The organism is Bacteroidales bacterium, assembly GCA_013141385.1.
Classification (GTDB): domain Bacteria; phylum Bacteroidota; class Bacteroidia; order Bacteroidales; family Tenuifilaceae; genus UBA8529.
On sequence record JABFRB010000019.1, the window covers coordinates 52,922 to 69,479 of the forward strand.

Genomic DNA, 16,558 nt, shown 5'->3' on the forward strand with positions numbered 1-16,558 from the left:
CTCGGTTTCAAATATAGATAGATTGCTAATACAAAACAATAGAAGAATTTGGGTTTGATAGAAATTTGCAATAAAAAAACCTGCGAAAAATTCGCAGGTTTTTTTTAATAAATAAGCTTTATAATTATTGCTTAACAACTCTCATTGTATGACGCTTAATGCCATCATTTACAACTAAAATATACACTCCATTTTGGAATTCAGAAAGATCAACCTCATTGGAAGAGCTATTCGAAATATTTGGTTTCGAGTAAATCTTAGCTCCAGTAATTGAGTAAACATCAATTGATCTAATACTTCCTTCACTCTTTATGGTTACTATCCCGGTTGTAGGATTTGGGTAAGCACTAATCATTCCAGATATAGTCTCAACATTCTGCTCAATCAACTGAGGTGCAGCAACTCCAGAGAATGTTAATCTAATGTTAGGACGGTAACTTGTAACAGTTGCAGTACCTGTTGGGGCTGTGTTATCAGCCCTTATATACATGTGTTTGCTTGTTGCAGTGGTGTAACGACAAGCTGGACCTGTACTTGTACCTGCACCGGTTCCGGTGTAGTTAGTCTCAACAAGAACCAGTACATTGTTTGCGGTATAGTTAAATGATGTGGCTAGACTGAATGCCTTCCATGCATTAGCAGTTGTTCCAGCCATAGTACCGTTATAAACTAATGTAGCACCTGAAATTGCTGTTGCCCATGTTGAAGCAGCAATGGTAGTGGCGGTTGTGGTCTTAATGTAAATCTTAACGGGAACGCTGTATGTTAAACTTATTGTTGGGTACCACTCAACCATATTGATTGTTCCTGTTCTACCTATCTCAGCAGCAGTGTAGAGTGATGCGCTCCTCTCGTAGCCATAGTAGCAGCTAAGTGGGTATCCTTGAGTTGCAGTACCGGTACCAATTATTACAGTTGTTCCTGTACCTAATGTTGTGAAAGAAACCTGTGAGCCGTAAGCTGTTCCGTTGGCATTAATTGCATAAGCCCTTACATAGTAAAGAGTACTTGCTGTAAGTCCTGTCATGGTTGAAGTGTATGTTCCTGTTCCTGATCCAGTTACAACTTTGCTGTTTGCAGTTGTTGGATTTGCAGTTATTGCATAGCAAATGCCTCTTTCAGTAACGGTTGCACCACCATCGGCAGTTACATTACCACCACTTACCGCAGAACTTGACGTTATGCTTGAAGCAGCAGTTGTTGTAACGGTTGGGGTTGTTGAACCACCACCACTAGTAATTGAAATGTTATCGATATACCAGTAGTCAATCTGGTATAGGTCACCATCAGCAACAAGAGCAAAATAGGTATTGTTTGAATTCAGGTTGGTTGTTACAGTTACGTTAACAGTAGTAGCAGCAATGTTTGTAGCCGATGTAGCAACAGACCAGCTGGTATTTGTCCAGGTTGATTTATCATTTGAGGTTTGTAGACGTAAAGTAACACCAGCAGCATAAGCATCAAGCATGTGTTTGAAGGAGAATGTTACTTGGCTAACCCCAACGGTGTTAACAGGAGCAGTGATGATTCTGGTTGTGCCTGGGTTAATTTGTTGGTATGTACATTTTAGCTCATAGGCAGCACCACCAGCAGTTGCAGTATTCGACATGCTCCAACGCTCGGTAATACCCGTTCCAGTATTTTGGGTTGTCCATTGGCTTGGTAGGGTTGAGGCTGCAAAATTCTCAGTAACTGGTAGCGTTAATGAAGTTGGATTTGCTGAGGTCGTAAAAGTCATATTGAGACCATAGGTTGTACCAACAGAGTTAACAGCAACTACTCTATAATTATAGGTTGTATTTGCGGTTAAACCAGTTAAAGCGGCAGTAATACTTGTTGGTGTTGCACCAGTTAAAGTATTTGGATTACCGTTAATTGTAGAACCATAACTCGTTGTTAAACCATACTGGAAGGTAATAGTTGTTGTAGCGTTATTTGCTGTAACAGTACCGTTCAAAGTAGCAGTTGTGTTTGAAACAGCAGAAGCGGCAACTGTAGTAGCTGTTGGAGCAGCAGGAGTAACGGAACCACCCATGAAATCAAAAGTGATGGTTTTTGTTGTAGTATTTTCAACAATATTGGTTATTGGTTTTGCAGTAGCAGCACCAGCCCATGATTTCATCCAAGGAGTAGTTGCATCCGTAAATGAAGTTTTTGCACCTGAACCTGGGAATGGACAACCAGCTCCATTAATTGTACCATAAGTAGCTGCTGTTGAACCAGGATTGGTTGTAGCATTTGCACAAACAGGGTACATTTTTTGAGGATACGTTGCATTTATAGCTGTTGTACCAACACTTGCATGAACATGGTATATAATTAGACCATGACCTGGTATGTTAGCATCAAAACCAACTAGCTGGCGGTTCTCCATAATCCAATATTCATTGGTTGTAGCAGAATTAATTTGGTAGAAACTTTGATTAACCTCTGCATGTGTTACAGTAACTACTTGTGCTGAGCTTAGAACTGTTGCGGTAGCCCAACCATAAACCTTAACTTTGGTGTAAGCGTTATGTTGCGCTGGGGTAATCCCGTTATTATTCCATGAACCAGAAGCCATCATATCCCATTTTCCAGTACCATCAAATTGACCACCAGTAGCATAATCAGTGTCATAATAATCTGGTGAACCTAGTACATGTCCAAATTCATGGCAAATTACGCCAATGGCAGTTAATGTTGTTCCTGAACTACCACTTAATTCAGGTGAACAAGAGTATTTGCTAATGGATTTTCCATCTTTTGTAACTGGAGAAGCAAGACTCCAAGCATGTGACCATATAGTATTAGCAGGTGCACCGGCCTCTTCACCGTAACCAGCGAATATAATATAAACACCATCAACCGTTCCATCGCCATCATTATCAAAATCGGCAAAGTTAACCGAGGCATCAGCTGCATTTATGGCCTCAGATACTAAGGCTCTTGGATTAACATCGTAACCGGAAGCATCATTTGCTCCATAATAAGCCATGTTATTTGCAGCAGTATAAGGACCAGCAACGGTAACGGTTAAATTAAATTGGTTATAAGAACTTTCATTATAAAAATCCTTAACACTACCTGTTGCTCCACCAGTAGTATACCCAACCTGATTGAATAGATTGTTAAATTCTGTTTGTGTTTTCGTAAATGCCTTATCGGTATATCCCATAAGGATACAAATCAATTTTCTTGCACCAGTTGTCGGGAATACTTTTTGGCTTTCAGCAGATTTTATTTCAAAGATGCTTTTCATCAATGAAACTTGGCTTTTGCTGTAAAATAAGCCTTTTTGTGCTTTTGCTAAAAAGTTTAACTCATCAGCTTTTCTGGAAGAAATGTCGCTAACGGCAATACCTGAAAGGTTAAGATCTCCGCTTGCATTTAACATTGCATACTCAAAAACGCCTTTACTATTACGTAAAACGGTGTAACCATCGAGGGTTTGAGCCCATTTTACTTTTTCGTCACCTTTAAGAATAACGGTGATGGTTGTTCCATCAGGTTGTTTTACTTGGACTGGGTAGGGATATGCCGACACAGCCAGAGCCTGATTTGTCATTAGTCCTGCAAATAGCATACAGAACATAAAAACAACTTGTAAAGTTTTCTTCATAACATTAATTAGGTTAGGTTAATACATTAATTCAATTGTGCTCAAAATAAATATCTTTATTCACACAAATACATATGTGGGCAATATATGACTTAACAGAAATTATGTCAACATAAAACTTGAATATTTATGCTAATCACAATAGTGTTTGACCAATCTAATTCTATAATATGTGCGTTTTGTTGGTTTTGTAATATGGGTTTAAACAAAATTAAGATTTAATCTATATTATTGTTTATATGTGCTATTATAATTCTTCTTTTTATGTATTTATAATATATATTGCTTTTATGTCCTCCTTTTTGTCGTATTTTAATCATATTTAGATGTTATTTGACTTAACAGAAATAAAAAACCCTTGCTTTTTAGGGCAAGGGTTTTTTATTTTTACCTCTTTAATTATCAAATTGCACCTAGTTTCTTCCCAACCTTTGCGAACTTTTCAACAGCAAATTCAACCTGCTCTTTACTATGAGCGGCACTAATTTGAACTCTAATTCTGGATTTTCCTTTCGGAACAACAGGGTAATAGAACCCTATAACATATATACCCTCTTCGAGTAAAGCATTTGCAAACTCCTGTGAAAGTTTAGCGTCATTAGGAAGATGCCCGAATAAAACAGGAACAATTGAATGAACTCCAGGTACAATTCTAAAACCAGCGTCTGTCATTCCTTTCCTAAATATTTGGGTGTTCTCAAAGAGTTTATCTCGTAGCTCTGTGGTTTCTGACAGCATATTTAAAACCTCAAGGGTTGCACCAGCAATTGAAGGAGCCAAGGAATTAGAAAATAGATATGGCCGGGAACGTTGACGCAGCATCTCAACAATTTCTTTACGACCCGAGATACAACCTCCTGATGCACCTCCAAGTGCTTTCCCAAATGTAGTAGAAATTATATCAACACGTCCAATCGCATTGCAATACTCATGAGTACCTCGACCTGTTTTACCAATAAATCCAGTGGCATGTGAATCATCAACCATTACAAGCGCATCGTACTTATCTGCTAAATCGCATATTTTATCGATTTGTGCAATAGTTCCATCCATGGAAAAAACACCATCGGTAACAATCAGTTTATACCTTGATTCACAAGCATCCTGAAGAACTTCTTCAAGATCGGCCATATCATTATTCTTATACTTAAAGCGTTTTGCTTTACAAAGTCTAACGCCATCGATTATTGATGCGTGATTAAGCTCATCGGAAATAATCGCATCCTGTTCCCCAATAATTGGTTCAAATATGCCCCCATTTGCATCAAAAGCAGATGAGTAAAGAATAGTATCCTCTGTACCCAAAAAAGCACTTAACTTATTTTCAAGATCCTTATGAATTTTTTGAGTTCCACAAATGAATCGTACCGAAGACATTCCAAATCCATACTCCATAAATGCCTTATTTGCAGCATCAATTACTCGTGGATGAGATGATAATCCAAGGTAGTTATTTGCACAAAAGTTAAGTACTTTCTTTCCATTTGCGATTATGTCAACCCTCTGAGGGGTTGTAATAATTCGTTCCGTTTTATAAAGCCCCTCATTATGAATGGATTCAATCTGCTGCTTTAAATCCTCTTTTATTTTCCCGTACATAACTATATTATTATTTGAGATGTTTTTAAAAAATTTTTCAAATGTAGAATATTTTCTACTTATAAATTTCAAACCTGCTAATAAGCAGGTATTTTGAGAAGACATGCGTTTTTTGTAAAAACACCCAGTGTTCGTAAATTTAACTATTTAACGGTCAATGAAAAAAAACTACACCACAATTCGTGCGAAGATGCTTGTTTTTTTAAATTCATTCGCTATATTCGCACGTTATCAACAGCTATCTAACAACCAAATTCGACCAAAATGCCTTACAGACGCTTACCAAACACTGACATTGCCAGAATAAAGGCTCTAACCGTAGCCTACAAGAAAGCAAAGGAGCTTCCTCCTTTTAAGCTTGCATTCTCCCAAAGCACATTTGCCAAAATAGAACTCTTCATTAACTCGTTTGAAAAAGCGATGATTAATTATAAAGCAGCATATAATAATCAGGTTGAAAAAAATAAGGATTACGTTGCTTTAATGAAAAAAGCAAAAATTTACCTTTCTCACTTCATTCAGGTAGTTAATATGGCTATTTCAAGAGGAGAACAGCCTGAAAAAATAAGATCCTTATATGGAATGGACGTAGATGAACAAAAAATTCCATCATTGAATACCGAAAAAGATCTTGTGGATTGGGGCAAGAAAATTATTGAAGGCGAAGCAAAACGCATACTTAATAATCAACAACCTATTACAAATCCTACAATTGCTGTCGTTAAGGTCAGATATGAAAATTTTGTAGATTCTTACAATCATCAAAAAATCTTACAACAAAATACTCAGCGTATGCTGAACGAACTTGATGCGCTCCGTACAAGGGCTGATGAGATTATCCTAAGCATTTGGAACGAGGTTGAAGCATCATTTAAAGATTTACCCGATGATTTAAAAAGAGAGAAATGTACCGAATACGGCGTAGTTTACGTTTATCGTAAAAATGAGTTAAAAGGATTACAATTACTCGAGCGAAGTTTATTCGATTTTGCGGATCATTAGTCCTTCGCTTTTTATTTTCACCAGAAGTGCTAAAACGGATATTATACTTATAATACCCAATGGCCACAAAACCGTTAATCCACCAACATTTTCTGCCTCAGCAGGAAGATTTCCTTTGTAAATCAGTGTGTATCCAATAATTGCAATAGAATTATTAATAAAGTGGGCAATTATTGGTAACCATAATGATCCAGACCAGACTAAAAGGTAGCTGAAAAGCACTCCAAGCGCAAATCGAGGTATAAAGCCTTGAAACTGGAGATGCATTGCACTAAAGAGTGTTGCGGAAATAATAATTCCCCAAAAAGTCTTACCAGTAAGTTCCGCAAAGACTTTTTGTAAAATTCCTCTAAAAATCAACTCTTCACCAAGAGCTGGAAGTACAGCAATCATAAAAATATTTACAAGAACTCCTCCAAAACTATTCACTTGCATAAACGCTTTTGTTAGCATTTGTGCCTTTTCCTCCATACCATTCATCCATTCTGGAAGATTAATTTGTTCGTTTAGCGATGCCAGAAGATTTATTGCAGGGAAGGCAAATAGTACTGTAAGAGCGGTAAGAAAACCTAAATTGATATTTATCTTTTTAAAACCCAGATAATTTTTAGGATCTGAAGAAAAATAAATAGCCAATAAAAATCCGGGTGCGATAAATAGACCTATCGCCTGACATATCTGTAGGATTTTCAAAGAAACTATTGATTCATGTATTGCTGGATTCGGATTTGAAAGATAGGTCATTGAGGCAGAACCATATATAACAAAAACAATCAATATACCTATAAACATAAACAATAGCATACCTGTAAGGCAAAACATTAAGGTTAGCATTATTTTCATCGAGGGTGTTGATTCTCTGAAATATGTAGATATCATAAGAGATTTTTAAAATGAACTAAAATAATTCGAGAATCTAAAGTTGAAAACTATACTAACTTTAAATACTCTAGGCACTCGAAGTACTCTGGACACTAATATAATTCGCAAATATACTCAAAGGGTTTAGATAGGTTTCAGAAGAGTATGTATTTTTGTGTGCTAAAAAACCCAAGGAGAATTGAAAATAGGAAGTGTTGATTTAGGCAATTTGCCGCTTTTTCTGGCACCAATGGAGGATGTCACTGATCCTTCGTTCCGATTTATGTGCAAAAAATTTGGTGCAGATATTATGTACACGGAGTTTATAAACGCCGATGGGCTAATTCGTGATGCACGAACAAGTGTTGCTAAGCTAAATATCTTTGATTATGAGCGTCCAATTGGAATTCAACTTTACGGGCATGAGATTGATAGCATGGTTGAGGCAACACGAGTTGCAACTACTGCAAAACCTGATGTTATAGATATTAACTTTGGTTGTCCTGTTAAAAAAATTGCTAATCGCGGCGCAGGTTCAGGTATGATGCGAGATGTTCCTAAGATGGTTGAAATGACCCGCCAGGTTGTAAATGCAACAAATATTCCTGTAACCGTTAAAACCCGCTTAGGCTGGGACGATAGCAGTAAAAATATTTTAGAGATAGCCGAAAGGTTGCAAGATGTGGGCATTACAGCGTTAACAATTCATGGACGAACTCGTGCTCAACTTTACAAAGGAGAGGCTGACTGGACTCTGATTGGGGCGGTTAAAAGCAACCCAAGAATGGCAATACCAATTATTGGCAATGGTGATATTGATAGCCCCGAGAAGGCAAAACTCGCTTTTGATACTTTTGGTGTTGATGGAATAATGATTGGACGAGCAACCTATGGAAGGCCTTGGATATTCAAAGAGATTAAGCACTATCTTGAGACTGGTGAAAAACTGAAACCATTCTCAATTCCTGAAAAAGTTGAACTCGCTAAATTTCATTTATCAAAATCACTGGAAACAAAAGGCGATAAAACAGGCATCCTTGAACTTCGACGACATCTTACATGCTATTTTAAGGGATTGCCTCACTTTAAGGAGCTGCGTCTTAAACTGGTAACATCAATGGATCCGCTTGAAATTATATCACTACTTGATCAAATTGAAGAAAAATATGCGGAATTTACGCCTGACGAAACAGTTAATCCCTCTCCTTGGGCTTTTTAATTTAATATAAACTAAAAAACCATACACAACCCTGCATTACCCCCTAATCCATTAACATAAGGGTAAACTGCAATTTTTTTACTTTTAAACGGTTTCCAATTTCCGAGAGGGTTAACGTACCAAACTAATTGTGTAGAAATCATTCCAACTCCTGCTCCTACAAGAACATCGGAAAGCCAATGTCTATTATTCGTTATTCTTAATATTCCTGTTGCAGTGGAGAAGCCATAGCCTGAAAGGGCTAATAACCTGTTTGAGTCCTTATATTCAAGGTATAATGCGGTAGCTCCAGTAAAGGACTGTCCTGTATGACCAGATGGAAAGGAAAAGGGTGATCCGTTCGGTCGTGTAATTTTGGTTGTCTTTTTAAGACTTTGAACAATTATAGCGGTTAAGATCTCTGAAATCGCTAAATTTTTCGTTTGTTGAAAAACTTCGTTTTTGGTTTTTGATGAGTAAATATCTGCAATATATAATTGTGCAATTGGAACATACTGAATATAATCATCAATTTTTGTATTGGTTTGAATTTTTGAACTTTGTACTTTCTGCTGAAAGTATTCTCTAAAATTTGTCTCCTTAATAACTATTCCCGTAATACCTAGTGATACAGGTATAATCATCGATTTTGCGAAACCGTATTTGGGTACAAAATCCTTTTTCACAGAATCAATCTGAGCAAAAAGAGTTGTTTGAATAAGTACAAGAAGACAACTGGTAAGTTTTACCATCAATGAACTTTGTTAAAATATTGTAATGAAAGATAATATCATTTTAATAAAAACAGTAGTCTCCTTAATAACAGTATTTAAGATTACTAATTTTCCTCAGCCAATTTACGCCGAGCACGCATTTTCATATTAATTATCTCAACAACAACAGAGAAAAATAGCGCAAAGTAAATATAACCCTTCGGTATCTCGTAGTGAAAAGCCTCTAGGGTTAGCATAAAACCAATAAGTATAAGAAATGATAGTGCAAGAACCTGTAAAGTTGGATGTCGGTTAATAAAGTTGCTAATAAATCCTGAGAAATAGATCATTACAATCATTGATATTACAACAGCTCCAATCATTATAGGAAGCTGATTTGAAAGGCCAATTGCTGTAAGGATAGAATCAAATGAGAAAATAATATCAAGCAAGACAATTTGAAGAATCACATAAAAGAATGAAGTTGCTTTTCCATTCTTTGTAATATGCTCTTCTCCTTCAATCTTATCGTGCATTTCAGTAATACTTTTGGCAATTAAGAAAATGCCACCAAGAAGCAAAATCAAATCGCGAATTGAAAAACTAAAACTCCCAATTGTAAACAATGGATTGGTGAGTCGAATAATGTAAATGATAAACGATAAAAGGATAATTCTAAATAAAAGGGCAAACAGCAATCCAATAGTTCTAGTTTTTTTCCGGTCTTGCAGTGGAAGCTTATTGGTAACAATAGAGATGAAGATGATATTATCGATACCCAGCACAATCTCTAGTAGAGTGAGGGTAAACAATGAAACATATGTTTCGGGTTGAAAAAGAAAATCCATACTTAAAAGATTATTTTATTTATAAATGATTTGCAGATAAAGAGCCACAAAAGTAGCAAATTGTATAATGCTGCAATAACTTTTTGATGACATCTCACAACGATTAAACTATTTTTATAATTCTTTATCAAACAACTATATAAAAACATTTGTTTTAATCTTCTTTTGCATTCAGAAGTTAACATTACTGTTTAAAATCATTTAGTTGTATTATTTTTACCGAATAAAATCAACAGAAAAAAGCTATAAATCATAGAATATTTTATGCAAAAAAAGATTATTTACTGTAATTGTGGAGGAGAGATTGTAAGTCTAGAAATTAAAGAATCAATATCAAATTTTCTTTATAAAGAAAACGTTGATGCTATTCATCTTTCCGATTTGTGCAATTTGTGCGTTTCTGAAAAGCAAGATGTTAAAAAAATCTTTTCCTCTCAATACCCAACGCTTGTGGTTGCTTGTCACCCAAGAGCAGTTAGAAAGTTATTGGAATTTGCAGGGGTTGAAAGTAATCTTGAAAACCTATCATTCCTCAACCTACGAGAAACAACGAAGGAGGAAATCTTATCAACCCTAAAATCTAACTGCAATGATGAACCTTCTTTGCAAAAAGAACATTTGGGTGAGATTGAATGGCCATCATGGTATCCTGTGATCGATTACAACCGCTGCACGGCTTGTGGTCAATGTGCCGATTTTTGCCTATTTGGAGTTTATGAGAAAACAGACAGTAAGGTTAAAGTAGTTAACCCAAAGTCTTGCAAGAACAATTGCCCTGCATGTGCTCGTATCTGCCCGCATACTGCGATTATCTTTCCAAAATACAAACAGGGAGGTGCAATTAGCGGTTCCGATTCTATTGATGAAATCGCAGAGCAGCAACGTTTGCAGCAGGATATAAAATCGATTGCTGGTAACGATATTTATAAAGTACTCCAAGAACGAAAAGCAAAGCGACAATCGATAATTAAAAATGAGGCGATAAAAAAAGCGCTTGAGGAGAGGGATAGAGCGAAAGAAAATGAAAAATGAAAAATGAAAAATGAAAAATGAAAAATGAAAAATGAAATACATCAATTTTTCACTTTTCTCTTATCAATTATCACTTTAAAGAGATGTCAATAACAAGAAATATACTGCGTACCGATTCCAAATGCTTACGGAAATTCTTTTTCACCTTTGGGTGGAAAGGCTTAATGGGGTTCAGCAAGTTCCAAAAACGGAAGAAAAGAGGTGAGATGTTCCCTGCTTTTCAATTTATATCTGTAACTAATGACTGTAATCTAAGCTGCCAGGGTTGTTGGGTAACAAAAGGTGAGAAAACATCAAGTTTAGATATTGAGCAGATAAATAGAATTATTATCGACAGCAAAAAGTATGGTTCGTACTTCTTTGGCATTCTAGGTGGCGAACCTTTGATGTATAAACCACTAATGGATATTTTCAGATCCCACCCCGATTGCTATTTTCAGCTATTTACCAATGGAACCCTACTAAATGATAATGTTGCTCAAGAACTTCGCAGTCTTGGAAATGTAACCCCGCTTATCAGCTTTGAAGGAAACGAGACCATTGCCGATATCAGGCGTGGCAGCAATCGTGTTTACCAACGAACTATTCAGGCAATTGAAACAGCAACTAAACATAAACTCGTTACAGGTGTTGCTATAAGCGTTTGCAAATCGAATATCGACATGGCATTATCCGAGGAGTTTATTAATTTGCTTCACGATAAAGGGGTTGTTTATCTGTGGTACTATATCTATCGCCCATCGGGTGAAAATCCTTGCTACGATTTGGCTTTAAGTTCTGAGGAGATTGAGCGTTTGAGGTATTTCTTGGTTGATGGTAGAACAAAATATCCTCTCGTACTTATTGATTCCTACTGGGATGCTGATGGAAATCCATTCTGCCCAGCATCGGAGGGATTAAGTCATCATATTAATCCATCAGGGAACATCGAGCCTTGTCCTGTTATTCAGTATTCATGCGATAACATCAACAGCGAGGATTTAAAATCCGTTTACGAAAATTCAACTTTTCTAAAGGATTTTAAGGTAGAGATATCAAAGAAAACAAAGGGATGTATTCTGATGGAAGACCCAAATTGGCTACAAAATTTTGCATCAAACCATCAGGCTAAAAACACATCGAACAGAAGCGAAATGCCCAATCAACTTGCCAATGGCAAGATTGTGCCCAGCCATGGTTCGTGCAAAGTTATTCCTGAAAAAAACTGGATATATCGAATGGCAAAAAAACGTGCCTTTTTTGGTTTAGGAGCTTATGGTTGAAAGGATTATGAATATATCAACATTAGACCTAGTTGTACCTGAGACTAAAGAGACAAGGGCTGAGATTCGTAGCGAAGTGGAGAAATACTTTACGGCGAACACCGTTATTCCTCCTGTATCATACGAAGGCTTATTTGAACTAGCCGGAAAACTAGTCGAGGAGCATCATTGGGATGAAAGATATCTTGCTTTTACCATGGTATGCTCTGGTAATGCTATTTGGCATGATGTTGTTGGAGCAATCCCTTACAATCGCAGGGTGTTGATGTTGCCGCAATGCCTTCGAAACAGCAATCTTTGTAAAGCTGAAAACGATCACCTAGGATTACTTTGTCAGGAGTGTGGGGAGTGCAATATCTCTTTCTTTTTACAAGAGTCCGAAAAACTCGGGTATGAGGTTTTAGTTACAGAGGGAACAACAATTACCACTCAACTGATTGAAAGCGGTCAAATTGATGCCGTTATAGGCGTTGGTTGCTTGGAGGTGCTTCAAAAACTATTTCTTTCTATAAACAAATACTCTATCCCTGGAATTGGTATCCCTCTATTGACTTGTGGTTGCAAAGACACCCTTGCCGATTTAGATTGGATTAAAGAAGAAATATTAAATATTAGAGAGATAAAAGATTTTCGACTACTAAACTTCAACAAAGTACGTAGCAAAATCGATTCAATTTTCAACGAGGCAACACTTTCACACATTCTTGGTCACAATGGTTATGAGGCTGAAAAAATAGCCCTTAAATCCCTTTTGCTGGGCGGTAACCGATTTAGGCCATTCCTTGCAATGTTAACATACGAGGCTTTTTGCAAATCGTTTGACCAAAAAACGGCAAATGTTATTGCACTATCCGTAGAGTGTTTTCATAAAGCATCATTAATTCACGATGATATTGAAGATAATGACGATACCCGTTACGGTAAGGAAACAATCCACTCCGAGCATGGCACTCCAATCGCCATTAATACAGGAGATCTGCTTATTGGCGAAGGGTATCGGCTAATTGCTGAAAGCGATTTATCGCCCGAAGTAGTTCGCGATTGTATACTTGTTACATCACGAGGTCATCGTGCGCTATCGGTTGGGCAAGGTGCAGAGCTATCGGCAATTGCAAATGGTGAAATCCCATCGTTGAGTGATACCCTCAAAATCTTTGAGAATAAAACCGCTGCTGCTTTCAGAGTGGCCTTACTCCTTGGAGCCTCGGCGGGAAATGCGGATAAAGACAGTCTCGAAATACTCAATCGCTTTAGCCACAATATCGGAATTGCTTACCAAATCAAAGATGATTTAAGCGATTACCACGGAGATAATGGTGATATCGAAATAAGAAGATTCTCAATTCTGCTCTCGAAGGTTTTTGAGAAAGTTTCTGCTGATAAAAGATCTGCCCTTCTGAAAGATTTCAGAGATGGAAAGTCCTCGGAGGTTTTCGATCTTATCAAAGAAAATAAAATTCAGGAAGAGACTGAAACACTGTTAATGTCATATATCGGTGAAGCAAGAAAGAGCATAGAAAATCTTCAAAATCTTGGATTAAAAATCGCACTAAATGAACTTGTGGGAAAGATTTTTAAGGATTACCTATAGGTCGGCTGCCTCGCCATTTCTGAAACGATATCAGAAAAAATCCATTGAATCGGTTCTTAAAAAATCAACCTCGATTTTCGATGATGATATTCAGGCAGAGATTAAAAATCATCTCCTAAAATCTATTACAAAAGATGGCGGTTTTGCCGACAGGGGTGGAAAATCCGACCTCTACTACACCATGTTTGGTTGCTTTGTTGCCGAAGCCCTTTCGATAAACGAAATCTTCCCTGCGCTAAAGGATTATGTAAAAAGAGAGGTAAACCAAGACGCATTAAGTGGAATTCATCTATTTTGCGGAGCGATACTCTACTCAAAACTCCATGGATTTGATTCGACAACTGAAAAACTGAGAAAAAAGGTTGAGATTGAGTTGGGAAACAACAACGGAAGCAAATCGGAATACAACTATTTTATTGGACTACTTACACTTTACTACTTACAGGATTATCGGTTTATCCTAAAACTGAAAAAAAAGATTACAGGATTTAGCAACGAAAAGGAGTCGCCCTGTTCATTGGCTGCTGCGGAAGCAGTAATTAATGGCGTACTAGGAAAATCGGTTAAAGAGGTTGGAATCAAGTTAAAATCCTTCTACCGTGGCAATGGTGGATTTGTTGCCCTACAAAAAGCACCAATCACCGATTTACTCTCAACCTCAGTTGCATTGTATGCACTACATTTTATCGATTCCAATTTAACGAATATCAAACCCGATTGCCTTACCTTTGTTGATAATCTTTATCTAAATGGCGGATTCCGTGCCACCGATTTAGATTTTGATATCGATATAGAATATACGTTTTACGGATTATTGGCATTGGGAGCATTATCTTAATTTAACCACAAAGAGCACAAAGGAATTCACAAAGGTGTTCTTGGTGATACTTGGTGTGTACTTAGTGGCCTTTGTGGTTTATTTAGTTTTGTATGGAAAAGCATCAACTCGAAAATCAATATAAAATCCTCCTCAACAAGCTGATTGAGGAGCAGAATAGCCGTGGCTTTTGGACAGGGCAACTATCATCCAGCGCATTAGGTGTTTCGGTTGCAATTGTTGCCATTAAACTAAAAGGATTACCAAACCACGAGGAGCGAGTTTTTAAAGGCCTTCAATGGCTTTTTAGAAACGTCAACACCGATGGTGGTTACGGCGATACCCCCGAAAGCGAAAGCAACGTAAGCACATCATTCCTTTGCTATGCGGCAATTACATTTTGCCAGACATCCGAAACTGATGGGAACAAGATTTTAAAAGGGATAGAGAATTATCTCGAATCGCAGAAAATCTCCCTAAAATCGGGAAACATCGCAAAATCCGTTTTGAGCTACTACGGAAAGGATTATACCTTCTCCGTTCCCATACTCTCAATGCTCACCATCTGCGGCATTCTTGGCGATGAAGATATCAGAAAAATCCCCCAACTACCCTTCGAGTTCACCCTCCTACCCGCTTCGCTTTACCGATTCTTCAACATGCAGGTGGTTAGCTACGCAATTCCGGCACTTGTAGCGGTGGGTATCTATACATTCAAGAAAAAGAATCGATCCAACTTTCTAGTAAAATCAATCCGAAACAGATCGATAAAACCAGCCATTGGCAAGCTAACCCGATTAGTTCCCGAAAGCGGAGGATTCTTGGAAGCAATTCCGTTAACCGCATTTGTGAGCATGTGTCTTATACAAAGCGGATATGCAGATAATTCAATTGTTGATAAAGGATTAGATTTCCTCTACAACCAGCAACGTAACGATGGCAGCTGGCCTATCGATACCGACCTCTCAACATGGGTAACAACCCTTAGCATAAAGGCTTTAGGTGATAATCTTTCCAGCACATTCAAGCCGGAATCAGTGCAGCTGATGAGAAATCATCTACTAAACTTGCAGTACAAGGAGAAACACCCATTTAATGGAGCAATGCCAGGAGGTTGGGGTTGGACTAGCTACTCAGGCTCAGTTCCCGATGCCGATGATACCCCCGGTGCAATCCTTGCCCTACTTGAGATGTACGAGGGCACGGACGAAGAAACCAAAGCAATTATTGATGGTTGCAACTGGCTTATCAACCTACAAAATAGCGATGGTGGAATCCCCACATTCTGCAAAGGCTGGGGACGATTACCTTTCGATCAGAGCTGTGCCGATTTAACAGGCCACACCCTTTTAGCAATTACCCGTTCAATAGATGTTTTAGGTGATAAAATCCCCAAAAAGCAACAAGCAAGTTTTAAAAATTGCATTAATCGCAATTTGCGATACCTCAAAAACAACCAGCATAGGTTAGGATCTTGGCTGCCATTATGGTTTGGAAACCAGCAAACATCAAATAAGCGAAACCCGGTTTACGGTACTGCAAAAGTTGCAACTTACATTGTTGATAGCCTAAAGTGTAAGTGGCTAAGCTACCCAACCCGCGTTGAATTACAGCTTATGCTCACCAACGCTCAAAATTACCTGCTACAACAGCAAAACGATGATGGTAGCTGGGGCGGATATCAAGGCGTTGCTGGCACTATTGAGGAAACCTCCCTTGCAATCTGCGCCCTCGCAAAAAAGGATAAAGAGGCATGCATAAAGGGTTTTGATTGGCTTGAGAATGAATACAACCTCAACGGACTCCGCTCAAAGCCAATAGGATTATACTTTGCCACCCTTTGGTATGATGAAAAGATGTACTCGCTGACTTTTTATGTGGAGGGGTTGAGAAGATATCTTTCATAAATGGGGCAATTGCTCAATATGCCAATGGGACAATGAGACAATGAGACAATGGGACAATGGGACAATGGGACAATGAGACAATGAGACAATGGAACAATATGCCAATTGGAGAATGAGGCAATATGAC

At 37.7% G+C, this 16,558-nt stretch carries 12 protein-coding genes; 7 read left to right on the top strand and 5 right to left on the bottom strand.

Annotated elements, in window-relative coordinates; genetic code table 11:
* Window positions 1–124: 124 nt before the first annotated feature.
* Together HOO91_11130 and kbl are read right to left on the bottom strand one after the other, a co-directional pair.
* Window positions 125–3,601 (bottom strand): M6 family metalloprotease domain-containing protein, encoded by a 3,477-nt coding sequence (locus tag HOO91_11130; GenBank protein NOU18096.1) that lies wholly within the window; start codon window positions 3,599–3,601, stop codon window positions 125–127.
* A gap of 402 nt (window positions 3,602–4,003) precedes the next feature.
* The gene (gene kbl, locus HOO91_11135; protein NOU18097.1) at window positions 4,004–5,200 is read right to left on the bottom strand and encodes a glycine C-acetyltransferase; all 1,197 of its coding nucleotides are present in this window, start codon (window positions 5,198–5,200) and stop codon (window positions 4,004–4,006) included.
* A 264-nt stretch (window positions 5,201–5,464) separates the two neighbouring features.
* On the opposite strand from kbl, the gene HOO91_11140 reads away from it, so the two are divergent.
* Window positions 5,465–6,202, top strand: a complete 738-nt coding sequence (locus HOO91_11140; GenBank protein ID NOU18098.1) for a hypothetical protein — start codon at window positions 5,465–5,467, stop codon at window positions 6,200–6,202.
* Here HOO91_11140 and HOO91_11145 read toward each other — a convergent pair.
* Window positions 6,179–7,081, bottom strand: a complete 903-nt coding sequence (locus tag HOO91_11145; GenBank protein ID NOU18099.1) for a CPBP family intramembrane metalloprotease — start codon at window positions 7,079–7,081, stop codon at window positions 6,179–6,181. The two genes, HOO91_11140 and HOO91_11145, sit on opposite strands and share 24 nt — an antisense overlap.
* Window positions 7,082–7,262: 181 nt before the next feature.
* Here HOO91_11145 and dusB point away from each other — a divergent pair, with 181 nt between their 5' ends.
* Window positions 7,263–8,282 carry a tRNA dihydrouridine synthase DusB gene (dusB, locus tag HOO91_11150; GenBank protein NOU18100.1) on the top strand — a complete coding sequence of 340 codons (1,020 nt, stop codon included), beginning with the start codon at window positions 7,263–7,265 and terminating at the stop codon, window positions 8,280–8,282.
* Window positions 8,283–8,293: 11 nt separating this feature from the next.
* On the opposite strand, the gene HOO91_11155 is transcribed toward dusB, so the two are convergent.
* Entirely contained in the window at window positions 8,294–9,013 is a 720-nt protein-coding gene (locus tag HOO91_11155; protein ID NOU18101.1) for a phosphatase PAP2 family protein, read from the bottom strand.
* An 86-nt stretch (window positions 9,014–9,099) separates the two neighbouring features.
* Window positions 9,100–9,822 carry a TerC family protein gene (locus HOO91_11160; GenBank protein NOU18102.1) on the bottom strand — a complete coding sequence of 241 codons (723 nt, stop codon included), beginning with the start codon at window positions 9,820–9,822 and terminating at the stop codon, window positions 9,100–9,102.
* 264 nt (window positions 9,823–10,086) lie between these two features.
* Between HOO91_11160 and HOO91_11165 the strand changes: the two genes are divergently transcribed.
* The 5 genes from HOO91_11165 (at window position 10,087) to HOO91_11185 (ending at window position 16,431) form a co-directional block, all read left to right on the top strand.
* Window positions 10,087–10,854 carry a 4Fe-4S binding protein gene (locus HOO91_11165; GenBank protein NOU18103.1) on the top strand — a complete coding sequence of 256 codons (768 nt, stop codon included), beginning with the start codon at window positions 10,087–10,089 and terminating at the stop codon, window positions 10,852–10,854.
* A gap of 83 nt (window positions 10,855–10,937) precedes the next feature.
* Window positions 10,938–12,116 carry a radical SAM protein gene (locus HOO91_11170; protein ID NOU18104.1) on the top strand — a complete coding sequence of 393 codons (1,179 nt, stop codon included), beginning with the start codon at window positions 10,938–10,940 and terminating at the stop codon, window positions 12,114–12,116.
* Between the two features lie 7 nt (window positions 12,117–12,123).
* Window positions 12,124–13,707: a DUF116 domain-containing protein gene (locus tag HOO91_11175; GenBank protein ID NOU18105.1), complete on the top strand. Its 1,584-nt coding sequence runs from the start codon at window positions 12,124–12,126 to the stop codon at window positions 13,705–13,707.
* The gene (locus HOO91_11180) at window positions 13,670–14,545 is read left to right on the top strand and encodes a hypothetical protein (GenBank protein ID NOU18106.1); all 876 of its coding nucleotides are present in this window, start codon (window positions 13,670–13,672) and stop codon (window positions 14,543–14,545) included. The genes HOO91_11175 and HOO91_11180 overlap by 38 nt, the downstream gene beginning before the upstream one ends.
* 92 nt (window positions 14,546–14,637) lie before the next feature.
* On the top strand, window positions 14,638–16,431 hold the full coding sequence (locus tag HOO91_11185) for a squalene--hopene cyclase (GenBank protein NOU18107.1): 1,794 nt from the start codon (window positions 14,638–14,640) through the stop codon (window positions 16,429–16,431).
* Window positions 16,432–16,558 lie beyond the last annotated feature (127 nt).